9 protein-coding genes are annotated in these 11,172 nt (G+C 60.1%); 6 read left to right on the top strand and 3 right to left on the bottom strand.

Annotated features, from left to right (window positions below; genetic code table 11):
• Nucleotides 1-21 precede the first annotated feature (21 nt).
• A complete protein-coding gene (locus AX692_RS19540; RefSeq protein ID WP_155644855.1) occupies nt 22-192 on the bottom strand; it encodes an Arm DNA-binding domain-containing protein in 171 nt (56 codons plus the stop codon).
• A 324-nt stretch (nt 193-516) separates the two neighbouring features.
• Nucleotides 517-873, bottom strand: a complete 357-nt coding sequence (locus AX692_RS05715; protein ID WP_155644854.1) for a hypothetical protein — start codon at nt 871-873, stop codon at nt 517-519.
• 68 nt (nt 874-941) lie between these two features.
• Here AX692_RS05715 and AX692_RS05710 point away from each other — a divergent pair, with 68 nt between their 5' ends.
• Genes AX692_RS05710 through AX692_RS05700 form a run of 3 tightly spaced genes read left to right on the top strand, consistent with a single transcriptional unit; the run spans nt 942 to nt 4,293 of the window.
• Complete coding sequence (locus AX692_RS05710) at nt 942-2,513, top strand: recombinase family protein (protein ID WP_067402652.1); 1,572 nt, start codon at nt 942-944, stop codon at nt 2,511-2,513.
• The gene (locus tag AX692_RS05705) at nt 2,510-3,406 is read left to right on the top strand and encodes a plasmid partitioning protein RepB C-terminal domain-containing protein (RefSeq protein WP_067402655.1); all 897 of its coding nucleotides are present in this window, start codon (nt 2,510-2,512) and stop codon (nt 3,404-3,406) included. Before AX692_RS05710 ends, AX692_RS05705 begins: the two co-directional genes overlap by 4 nt.
• Nucleotides 3,403-4,293 carry a plasmid partitioning protein RepB C-terminal domain-containing protein gene (locus AX692_RS05700; protein ID WP_067402658.1) on the top strand — a complete coding sequence of 297 codons (891 nt, stop codon included), beginning with the start codon at nt 3,403-3,405 and terminating at the stop codon, nt 4,291-4,293. The genes AX692_RS05705 and AX692_RS05700 overlap by 4 nt, the downstream gene beginning before the upstream one ends.
• A 341-nt stretch (nt 4,294-4,634) precedes the next feature.
• Here AX692_RS05700 and AX692_RS05695 read toward each other — a convergent pair whose 3' ends face one another.
• Entirely contained in the window at nt 4,635-5,627 is a 993-nt protein-coding gene (locus tag AX692_RS05695) for a helix-turn-helix transcriptional regulator (RefSeq protein WP_067402660.1), read from the bottom strand.
• A 63-nt stretch (nt 5,628-5,690) separates the two neighbouring features.
• Between AX692_RS05695 and AX692_RS05690 the strand changes: the two genes are divergently transcribed.
• From AX692_RS05690 to rmuC, 3 genes are all read left to right on the top strand, one after another.
• Nucleotides 5,691-9,026: a TM0106 family RecB-like putative nuclease gene (locus AX692_RS05690; protein ID WP_073975324.1), complete on the top strand. Its 3,336-nt coding sequence runs from the start codon at nt 5,691-5,693 to the stop codon at nt 9,024-9,026.
• A 47-nt stretch (nt 9,027-9,073) separates the two neighbouring features.
• Complete coding sequence (locus AX692_RS05685; protein WP_073975323.1) at nt 9,074-9,334, top strand: hypothetical protein; 261 nt, start codon at nt 9,074-9,076, stop codon at nt 9,332-9,334.
• Nucleotides 9,335-9,420: 86 nt separating this feature from the next.
• The gene (gene rmuC / locus AX692_RS05680; RefSeq protein WP_230959842.1) at nt 9,421-10,947 is read left to right on the top strand and encodes a DNA recombination protein RmuC; all 1,527 of its coding nucleotides are present in this window, start codon (nt 9,421-9,423) and stop codon (nt 10,945-10,947) included.
• Nucleotides 10,948-11,172: the final 225 nt, after the last annotated feature.

Genomic DNA, 11,172 nt, shown 5'->3' with positions numbered 1-11,172 from the left:
AACCCTCCTTAAATCACAACCTCAAATCTGTGCCATTGGTGCTGACGGGGGACAGCCGCCTACATAATACTTCAGCCGCCAGAGCTTCGAGCCGTTGGGGAAAATTTCGAGGTAGAGGCCGCGCTCATCGGCGCGCTTGTAGGCGGTAACACCGGGCGAAAAAGCTCGGATTTGCAAGGCTGTCAGTGACATTTGGGGGCATGACCTTTCGCCAGAAAGGGGCATGAGGGGGCATATGCCCCGCTCCATGCCCCTGATTGTGGGGGCACGGCCTGAAACAGCGTGAAACACGCGGCATCAAAATCCAGCCAAAAATGGCAGATTTCTGCGGTTTTTTCAAGGTTTTTGATGCCACTCCCGCAGGAGTTTTGGTGCCCCTTCGAGTCCGAAACAGGGAACCAAAACTTGTGGCAAATCACCCTGCAGACACCTTGAATGGACTCACTTCCGATGCCGCACGACAAAGATGCTGTTCGAGTTCGTCAGATTGAGAGGCTCGTGCGAACTTAGGTGTTACTAGGTGCCGCGAAGAGCTCTGACCTGTGACAATGCTTTCTCGAGCGAATGCTCGACTGCCGCCAGGTCATGCGCGAGTTGCAACCCGTCGTGGCCAGTCGCGTTCAATATCACCGTCATGACGGTATGCGACTGCGTGGCGAGCTCAAGCAGATGAAGGCTACTGGGGCTGGTTCGGCCGTTCAGCCAAGATCGGGCGGTATGATCGCTGACCTGCGCCCATCTCATCACCGTCTTGGTTGCCTGCCGAGTCCCGCCGAGGTCTGCCTTCAGCGCCGCACCAATCATTCGCGCCAGTAGCGCATCGGAAAGGCCGGTTGGCGTCCCGCGAAGTTTGCTTCCGCTAATAGGAACCATTTTTCGCTCCTTTCTCGTGTAACGCAGGGGACCGAGGCGCTTTTCGCAATCTGCGCTCGAGGTATCGCATGGTCATTCGATGGACGGACGACAATCATGATGAACCCCCGCCGCCCCCGACCATCCGGGCGGCCCAATATGTTCGCATGTCGACCGAGCATCAGCAGTATTCTACCGACAATCAGGCAGCGACCATCGCGATCTATGCTGAAAAGCACGGGCTCGAAATCGTCAAAACCTACGCGGACGAAGGCAAGAGCGGTCTGAACATCAAGGGACGGCCTGCGCTGCAGGCACTTCTCGATGATGTTGAAAGCGGACGCGCAAATTTCACGGTCCTGCTCGTCTATGATGTCAGCCGCTGGGGCCGCTTCCAGGATCCTGACGAAGCCGCCAGCTATGAACTGCGCTGCAAGAGCAAGGGCGTGCGCGTTCTCTACTGCGGCGAGGAATGGGAGAACGATGGGAGCATCGGCTCCTCTATCATTAAGACCGTCAAACGGGCCATGGCCGGGGAGTACAGCCGGGAGCTTTCCGTCAAGGTGTTCGCGGGTCAGGCCAATCTTATCCGGCTTGGCTACCGGCAGGGCGGCCCCGCCGGTTACGGCTTGCGCCGTCAATTGGTCGATCAGCAGGGTGTGGCAAAAGGTCTGCTGGGCCGCGGCGAGCACAAAAGCATCGCCACCGATCGCGTCATTCTGGTGCGGGGACCAGATGAAGAAATCGCCATCGTCCGCGAGGTCTATCGGCGCTTCATTGAGGCCGGCGAGAGCGAAGCCGAAATCGCCCTTGACCTCAATGCCCGCGGCGTTCGCACAGACCTTGGCAGGGAATGGACGCGCGGAACGGTTCACCAGCTGCTGATCAACGAGAAATACATCGGCAACAATGTCTGGGCGCGCACTTCGTGCAAGCTGAAGGGCGAACACGTCGAAAATGCGCCCGAAGACTGGGTGCGTGCGAACGGCGTGTTCGACGCCATTATTCCTGCGCCAATGTTCGATGCCGCGCAGACCCTCATTGCCAAGCGCTCGGAAAAGCTGTCCGATGATCAGATGCTGGCAGCGCTGTCGCAAATCTTTGCGCAGCGCGGCTTCTTGTCCGGCCTGATCATCGATGAGGCCAACGATTGCCCGTCGAGCAGCGCATTCCGCTCGCGGTTCGGCAGCCTCCTGCGGGCCTACACTCTGGTCGGCTTCGCGCCCGATCACGACTATCGCTACCTCGAGATCAACCGCCGTCTGCGGGCGATTCACCCCGGTATCCTTGATGGAATCATCCGCGGTATCGAGCAGACCGGTGGCAGCGTTGTCCGTGACCAGGAGACCGACCTTCTCCGGATCAATGGCGAGTTTTCCGTGTCGGTTACGATTGCGCGCTGCTTCCAGACGTCGGCGGGCGGCAATCGCTGGAAGCTCCGGCTCGATACGAAATTGCGGCCTGACATCACGCTCGCCGTCAGGATGGATGCCGATAACGAGATCGCGCAGGACTATTATCTTCTCCCAGCGCTCGATATGCGCGAGGCAACCCTGCGCCTTGCCGATTTCAACGGCCTGTCGCTTGATGCCTACCGGTTCGACACGCTTGAATTTTTCTACCGGCTGACCGCCCGCGTGCCCCTGAGGGCAGCAGCATGAGCGGGGCCAAGCCTGCCCAACGGATCGAGATGATCCCGATCGACCGGGTCAACATCGTCAATCCGCGCGTGCGCAACCAGAAGTCGTTTCGCGACATCGTCGACAATATCGCCAAGATCGGGCTCAAGAAGCCGATTACCGTGACGCGCCGGATTGAGGCAGGCGGGCCATTCTACGATCTCGTATGCGGGCAGGGCCGCCTCGAAGCGTTCAAGGCGCTCGGCCAAACCCAGGTCCCTGCGCTGGTGGTGTCCGCCGACCCGGAAGACTGCCTTATCGCCAGTCTGGTCGAGAACTGTGCGCGACGCCAGCATCGCGCCCTTGATCTCCTCCAGGACATTCGCGGCATGCAGGAGCGGGGGTACTCCAATCCCGAGATTGCACGCAAAACCGGGCTCACCATCGAATATGTGAACGGCGTAGCGCGGCTCATCGAAACGGGGGAACAGCGCCTCCTGCGCTCGGTCGAAAGCGGGATCATACCAGTCAGCGTCGCGGTCGAGATCGCAGAAGCGGCTGACCACGATGTGCAGGCTGCACTCACGAAAGCTTACGAAAATGGGCAGCTCAAGGGGCGCAAGCTTTTGGCAGCGCGCAAACTCATCGAGACGCGGCGCCGCCGTGGGAAAGGACTGGAGACCAAGGAACGCGCCCCTCGGGAGCGCGTCTCCGCTGATTCACTGGTCAAGGCCTATCAGGAGGAGACCGAACGTAAGCGAGCGCTGATCGCGCGCGCCGAAATGACGCAGAACCGGCTGATGCTGATCACCGAGGCGATGCGGCGCCTGTCGGCCGATGATAGCTTTGTTGCGCTCCTCGAGGACGAAGGCCTCACGACCATGCCTGAACGCCTTGCTGAGCGGCTTCAACCGCAACCGGGAGTGTCGGCATGAGCGGCAAGAAACCACCATCGCTGCCCGATGGCTTTGAGCATACGACCTTGCGTATCCCGATCAGCGAGATCATGCCGATGCGCGAGGTACCGTCAACGGTCCGGAAGTCTGCGAAGTACAAGCAGATTGCAGCATCGATCGCCGAGGTGGGCATCATCGAGCCCCCGGTTGTGTTTCGGGATCGGGTCAACCCGGCGCAGTATAACTTGCTCGAAGGACATGTGCGCCTCGCAATCCTGCTCGAGCGGGGCGAGACCGAGGTGGTCTGCCTGGTTGCCCTTGAAGATGAGGCATTCACCTACAACAAGCGCGTCAGCCGGATGGCAACGATCCAAGAGCACCGGATGATCCTCAACGCCGTCAAGAAAGGCGTTTCGGAAGAGCGGCTTGCCCGGGCATTGAACGTCAACATCGGCAATATCCGCGCCAAACGAAACCTTCTGACGGGTATTTGCCCGGAAGCTGTGGACCTGCTGCGAGACAAGCATGTGCCCATGAACGTGTTCGTCGAGCTGCGGCGGATGAAGCCGATGCGCCAGATTGCCGCTGCCGAGATGATGGTCGCGATGAACAAGTACTCGACCGGCTATGCTAAATCGATTGTTGCGGCCACGGCCGAAGAAGACCTTGTCGAGCAGAAGCGCAAAGCCGTGCGGGGCCTGACCGAGGCGCAGATCGAGTTGATGAGCCGGGAGAGCGCGCAGCTCGACCGCGATTTCAAGCTGATCGAGCAGAGCTACGGCGCTGACCACCTCGATCTGGTTCTGGCCACCGGGTACCTGGGCAGCCTGCTGAGAAGCGCACCGATTGTGCGGTATCTGGCCCAGCACCATCCGCAGCTGCTCGCAGAATTTCAGAAGATAACCGACCTGCAGCAGGCGGCATGATGGGGACCCGGACCCGATAAGCGCGGGGACCGCGGGAGACGCCGCACGGTGGGGCGGATCAAGCGCGGCGGCGGGAATGGCGGCGAACCCGCACGAAGCCCGCCACAAGCCCGATAGGGCTTTCTGAAAAGTGTGCCGGGCTCGCGTCATGTCCGGCACACTTTTCAACGAATAGATCATTGAAAGAAAGTATATTATCTCAACGCACTAAATCGGATTTGATTGAGTGACGTGATGGGGTTCGCGCCCTCGTACCGAGTTATGTGTGTAATATTGGGCTAACGAAAGCCAAGCTGAGCTGCCGCAGGCTGTCTGATTGGTCCCCGACGCGTCAAATATGCTCAAGGCAAAGCATCGAAGCGGCGCCGACTTTGATGCACCATGTCGCGCAACCGTTCGGGTTGAAGAACTTCGACCGCCGTCCCCCAAGCGTAGAGGTGCCAGCACATCTCGAGCAGGCCGGACGCTTTGAACCGTACCAGCAGAGAGCCGTCAGGTTCATCCTCTAAGGTCTGCGTCGGATGAAAGACGAAGCGTCGGGCATGGGCTGCCGCCTCCGGCGAAAAGCGCCAGACCACATCTCCATACTCGGTCGAATTCTCAAACGAACCGAACCCCTTTTCGGCATGCCGGCGGATATCGAAATCCTGATCAAATTCGAAGGATTCCTCCAGCACCTCGGCCGCCTCAATTTCCTCAACGCGGAAGTGTTGCAGCGGTGCGGACGTCGGCTTCGCGATGTCTCTCGCGACCAGATAGCGGCGAACACCGAGCAACAAACCGTGTGGCGCGACGATCCGCTCGACCGGCTTGGTCTGGCCTCGCTTTCGATAGGGAAAGCGGAGCAGAAATGGACCCTTCAGCGCTTCATAGATCGCCATATCGACGTCACGGTTGGCGGCCGGTCTTGGCCCGGGACGGGCCGCGTGGCCCAACGCCTCAAGCAGCGCTTCCTCATCCACGGCGAGACGTGTGCCCTTTTCCGGCGGGACAAGCGCCCTCACCTTTCGATCGAGGTTCCTTGCAAGTGCCGCTTCCTGCAGCATGCCGGCCTGTTCGAGCTGCGCAATCCCATTCGATAGTGCCGCCAACTCTTCGGGGGAGGGTGACAGGAGAGCTGCGACGTGGCGAGCGGGCATACGCCAACGCTTTTTCCGATCTTCCCCCTCTTGGGTTTCCGTCTGCGGAAACGCCGCTTCAAGCGCCTCGGTCATCCTTTGCGCGGTCCGATACACGCAACCGAATTCTTCCATGATCTCGTCGAGCGACACGCCGCTGCGGCGCGTCGCCATCATCGCGAGTTTCAACAGCTCCTGTGCCTTGGCGAATGACATTCAGAATCTCCATGACAGGTTTTGTCATGCTGAACGGGCATAGCTTATGGTAAGGAGCTATGCATGCGATTTATCGAAGGAAATTTCCGCTTCTCGGCCTCGGACCTGATGCGCTTCAAGGGGTGCCGCCACGCGACGTTCCTTGATCTGCGGTTGATTGAACAAGGTGACATCGCTCTAAGGGAAGACAGTGCTGAAGCATTGCTCCTGCAGCAGCAGGGCGATGAGCACGAGCTGGCCTTTCTGGAACAGCTTCGCGCTGAAGGTCGGTCCATTACCGAGATCCCCAAGGATGGGCTTTCCCTCGAACAATCGGTTGAGCTGACTCACGCGGCCATGGCCCAGGGGGCAGACATCATCTTCCAAGGTGCTCTACTGGACGGAGCGTGGGGCGGCTACACCGACTTCCTGGAGCGAGTTGAACGCCCGTCTGCGCTCGGGGACTGGTCCTACGAAGTTGTCGATACCAAGCTCAAGCGCAAGCCGGATCCCAAGCATGTGCTGCAGCTGTGCCTTTACAGCGATCTCCTCGCGAAGGTGCAGGGTCTGGCTCCTGAGGCGGCACATCTCCAGCTGGGAGACGGTAGCCGCTACACGGTTCGTCTGGCCGATGTCTCCGCCTACGCGCGGCATGCGCGCTCGATGCTTGAAGGGTTTGTGGCCGAACGCCCGGCAACCCGCGCCGAGCCCAACGCCGCCTGTGGCCTGTGCCGGTGGAGCGATCATTGCAATGCGCAGTGGGAGCAGGACGACAGCCTTGCCCTTGTCGCAGGCATAACCCGCAGCCAGCGCCAGAAACTCGAGGCAGCCGGAGTTGATACCATGGCGGCGCTTGCCAGGAGGACGGAACGTGTCCCGAAAATGGCAGCCGAGACGCAGCGCAAGCTTGTGGCGCAAGCCAGACTGCAGACGGCCCGGCGCGCGGGCGGAGGTCCTTCCTTTGAGCTCCGCGAGCCTGAACCGGGCAAGGGCTTCGGTCTTTTGCCTGAACCGGCGGAAGGCGACGTGTTCTACGACATTGAAGGCGACCCATACTTTCCCGGAGGCCTCGAATATCTCCATGGCGTCTGGTTCATGGAGGACGGCGAATGGCAGTTCCGGGCTTTCTGGGCGCATGATCGCGACGAGGAAGGGCGAGCGATGCGCGACCTTCTCACCTTTCTCGTCAAGCGCATGCGACAATATCCAAAGGCCCATATCTATCACTATGCCAATTACGAGATCGCAGCCCTCAGGCGCCTGACCGCGGCGCACCGCACCGGTGAGGCGGCGATGGACCAGCTGCAGCGCGAGCAGAGGTTCGTGGATCTCTTCAAGGTCGTCGGTGGCGGTCTAATCGCGTCCGAGAAAGGCTATTCGATCAAGGATCTCGAAGCCTTCTACATGGAGAAGCGCGCCGCAGACGTTGCCACGGCGGGTGCCAGTGTCGTCTTCTATGAGCAGTGGCGGCAGACCGGTGAGCAGCGCCTCCTCGACGAGATCCATGACTACAACCGAACCGACTGCATCTCGACGCAGCTGCTCCGGGATTGGCTGATCAGAGATGTGCGGCCTGGGGACACGCCGTGGCCAGTCCTCGGCGATGTGCCAGCCAATGGGACGCTCTCGAATGTCGAGGCAGAGGATGCCGAGCTCGAAGCCCTTCGGCAGCGGCTCGAACCCGTGCGCGCGCGTCTCGGCGAACAGGTCGCTACACTGCTGCTCGACCTGAGCCAGTTTCACAAGCGTGAGGACAAGCCCGCTTATTGGGCGATCTTCGACCGGCTCGCGCAGGAAAGCGAAGAACTGCTCGACGACCTCGACTGCCTTCAGGGTCTCGAGGCCATCGACGCACCGGTTCAAGTGACCACCAAATCCTCGGAGCGGACCTACCGCTTTCCCGAGCAGGACACCAAGCTTCGGGCGGGCAAAGCCCCTTGCATCAAGCCCGCTGCCATGCCGGAAGACGTGCAGCTTCAATCGATCAATCATGACGACCGCACGCTGGTTCTGCGCCGCTCCCACGCCAAGGGGCCCCTCCCCGACAGGCTCGATCTTCTCCCGCCCAAGCCAATCCGGAACGATGTGCTTCGCAATTCACTGATGGCCGTCATCGACGAGATGATCGCCAACACGGGACGCGTTCCGGCCCTCGAGCATCTTCTGACCAAAGCCCTTCCCGTGTTCAGCGATGGGCCGAGGCCAGACGGGATCGTCCGCGAGGGTGATGACCTTCCAAATGCTGCGAGCCGCGCGATCGCAGCCATGGATCAGACGACCCTCGGCATTCAGGGTCCCCCCGGGACGGGAAAGACCTATGTCAGCGGCCTGTCGATTGCCGACCTCGTGCGGACGGGAAAGCGGGTTGCGGTCGCCTCAAACAGCCACAAAGCGATCGGCAATCTTCTCAAGGCCGTCGCGGAAAGGGCCGAAGACCAAGGGCTCGCCTGTTCCATCGTCCAAAAGGTCTCCGATGCCGAGGATGCTGACGATCATCCGGCGATCATTGCCGTAACCGACAACAATGCTCCCGAGATCGGGACCGCACAGGTCGTCGGTTCCACCGCCTGGCATTTCGCGCGCTATGACGCGCCTGCATTCGACTACCTGTTCGTCGATGAGGCCGGACAAGTCTCGCTCGCCAACATCCTCGCGATGGGCCGCTGCGCCCATAACATCGTCCTCGTCGGCGACCCAATGCAGCTTCCACAGCCGCTTCAGGGTAGCCATCCCGAGGAGAGCGGGCTTTCCTGCCTCGAATATCTGATCGATGGGCACCGGGTCATTCCGCCCGAGCGCGGCATTTTCCTTCCGGAGAGCCGCCGCATGCATCCCGGGATCTGCCGGTTCATTTCCGCAGCCGTCTATGAGGACCGTCTGGCTAGTGACGAGGCGGCCGCGGCCCAGACGCTTGTTTCCCCAACCGGTGAAAGCCTGCTTGGCGCACGTCTGGCACCCGTCGACCACAAAGGTCGATCGCAGGTCTCACCCGAAGAGATTGCAGCCATCCGCAGCCAGATCGAAGCGATGGTGGGTTCGGTCTATCGAGACCGAAACGGTAAGGATCGCGTGATTGCCCACAAGGACATACTCGTCGTCGCCCCCTATAATGCACAGGTCAATGCACTGAGGGCGGCTCTGCCGCCGGGTGTGCCCGTAGGGACAGTCGACAAGTTCCAAGGGCAGGAAGCGCCGATCTGCCTGGTGTCGATGACGACTTCCAGCGGAGAGGAGATGCCACGCGACCTCGCATTTCTGTTCTCGCTCAACCGGATCAATGTCGCGGTCTCCCGGGCGCAGGCGGCAGCCATCGTCATTGGGAGTCCGCTGCTGCTCGAAACGCCATGCCGGACGGTCGAGGATATGACGCTGGTGAACGTCCTGTGCCTTCTCAATGAATTTGGACATGACAGGTTTTGACGTGCTCGCCTGCGATATTCCTCTCATTGAAAGAAGGAGCATCGCAGATGGCTTACTGGGACCTCGGAATGAAGCACATCGTCGACGTTGACGGGCAGCTGCTCGCGATCGACGCCGATGTGATCGACACCACGCGCCTGCTGGAAAAGGCGAACCGGCCGGCCGATAGCCATCTTGCCATGGTTCGGGCCGGCGAGCGCATTCTGCTGCAGCCGCGTCAGCTCATCAGGCTATCGGATGATGAAGTGCTATTCTTCGAAACCAACGCGTATACAAGGCCTTGGGTGGATTCGAGGATAGCGGCGTGAGTCCTGCAAGCGTCATTATCCCGCTTCGGAAACTGATAGATGTATTCGCGCGCCAGCGAGACAGGGCGATTGAGGAGTGACAGGAATTGGAATCGTTGAATCTCGTTATGCTTGGACTGGCCGCCGCCACGGTTGTGCTGGCGGGGGTGATCTTGTTCAAGGTCAGTCGCCCTGCCAGCATTCCGGAGGAGCTGTTGACCCGGATTGCGATAGTCGAGCAGATCGCAAAATCGCTGCCTGACACTTTCCGCGAGGAATCACGATTCGCGCGCGAAGAGCTGCGGACCATGTTCGCGGGCCACACCGATGCAACCGGCGCCCGCTTTCTTGCCGTGGAAACCAGGCTGACAGATTTCGGAAAAGCCCAGAATGATCAGCTTGTCGCGATGCGGCAGGAAGCTTCAGATGGCCGCGAGAAGCTTGATGAGGCGATCAAGCGGCATTCAGAAGGCTTTGCCAAGACCCAGTCTCAACGCCTCGGTGAAACCAACGAGGCAATGCGCGCCCTCTCAGAGCGCCTCATGGAGGCCCAAAGGGATAATCGCGAAGAGCAGCGCAAAGCTTTGGAGGCGGTGTCGTGGAAGGTTGGCCAGCTGACCGAAAGCAATGAAAAGCGACAAGATGCTCTCCGGCAGACACTAGAGGTGGGTCTCGAAAAACTGCGTAGCGACAATGCTGACAAGCTTGAGAAGATGCGGATGACCGTGGACGAGAAGCTCCAAGGCACGCTTGAGAAGCGGTTGGGCGAATCCTTCCAGCTCGTGAGCGAGCGTCTCGAAAAGGTCCACCAGGGTCTCGGCGAAATGCAGAACCTTGCTACCGGTGTGGGCGACCTCAAGCGTGTCCTGAGCAATGTCAAATCGCGGGGTGGCTGGGGTGAGGTCCAGCTTGGCATGCTTCTGGAAGACATGCTGACGCGAGACCAGTTCGCGAGCAACGTTCGTATCCGCCCCGACAGCGGCGAGATTGTCGAGTTCGCGGTTCGTTTGCCCGGCCGGACCGGGGAAGATGCCCCCTTGTGGCTGCCAATCGATGCGAAGTTCCCGCAGGAGGATTATGATCGTCTGCTCGCTTCGCAGGAGGGAGGCCTCGTCGATGAGGTCGAAAAGGCGGCGACAGCTCTGGAGCGTGCAATCAGGCTTCAGGCCAAGGCAATCTGCGACAAATATATCCATCCGCCGTTCTCGACGGACTTCGCCATTATGTACCTTCCGACCGAAGGACTATTTGCCGAAGTCATCCGTCGCCCTGGGCTCGTCGCCGAACTGCAGACGAGGCACCGAGTCATGGTTCAGGGACCAACGACGCTTTCGGCACTACTTAGCAGTCTCCAGATGGGATTCCGCACTCTCGCCATCGAGAAGCGCTCCAGCGAAGTCTGGCAGGTGCTCGGTGCGGCCAAGGCCGAGTTTACGAAGTACGGCGATGTCTGGGAAAAGCTCGGCAAACAGCTCGAGACTGCCAAACGCACAGTGGACGAAGCAGGTCGACGCACCCGTGCAGTTTCCCGTCGCCTCCGCGATGTAGAAACACTGGAAGGCCCGGAGGCGGCCTTGGGGCTGAATTTCATTAATCCCACCGCCGAGGAAGACGAGGAAGGACAAGAACAGTGAAGGCCTTAATCTTCGTCATTGGGTTCAGCCTTGCCGCTGCTGGTGACCCGCACGTCGATCGGAAGATTTCGTCCGTTCATAAACTATGAACGGGATTGAGCACGCGAGGCGATTTCCGGCTAAGAAGGGTTACAAATCGATCGTTAGTTCTGACGGTCTTCTGTCTCGAATGGTATCCATCCGGCGGGGGCCGCCTTGCGCGGGTAGGTAGCGAGCGCTCTTTAG

It is taken from the genome of Erythrobacter donghaensis (assembly GCF_001557325.1).
In the GTDB taxonomy this organism is placed as follows: domain Bacteria; phylum Pseudomonadota; class Alphaproteobacteria; order Sphingomonadales; family Sphingomonadaceae; genus Erythrobacter; species Erythrobacter donghaensis_B.
Note: the sequence above shows the minus strand (reverse complement) of the source record. Positions and strands in the feature narration are given on the sequence as shown.

Excerpts from the sequence above, each read along its gene's own strand:
- AX692_RS05710 (WP_067402652.1), top strand. The coding sequence starts at position 942 with ATGGTCATTCGATGGACGGACGACAATCATGATGAACCCCCGCCGCCC.
- AX692_RS05715 (WP_155644854.1), bottom strand. The coding sequence starts at position 873 with ATGGTTCCTATTAGCGGAAGCAAACTTCGCGGGACGCCAACCGGCCTT.
- AX692_RS05695 (WP_067402660.1), bottom strand. The coding sequence starts at position 5,627 with ATGTCATTCGCCAAGGCACAGGAGCTGTTGAAACTCGCGATGATGGCG.
- AX692_RS05705 (WP_067402655.1), top strand. The coding sequence starts at position 2,510 with ATGAGCGGGGCCAAGCCTGCCCAACGGATCGAGATGATCCCGATCGAC.
- AX692_RS05700 (WP_067402658.1), top strand. The coding sequence starts at position 3,403 with ATGAGCGGCAAGAAACCACCATCGCTGCCCGATGGCTTTGAGCATACG.
- AX692_RS05690 (WP_073975324.1), top strand. The coding sequence starts at position 5,691 with ATGCGATTTATCGAAGGAAATTTCCGCTTCTCGGCCTCGGACCTGATG.
- AX692_RS19540 (WP_155644855.1), bottom strand. The coding sequence starts at position 192 with ATGTCACTGACAGCCTTGCAAATCCGAGCTTTTTCGCCCGGTGTTACC.
- AX692_RS05685 (WP_073975323.1), top strand. The coding sequence starts at position 9,074 with ATGGCTTACTGGGACCTCGGAATGAAGCACATCGTCGACGTTGACGGG.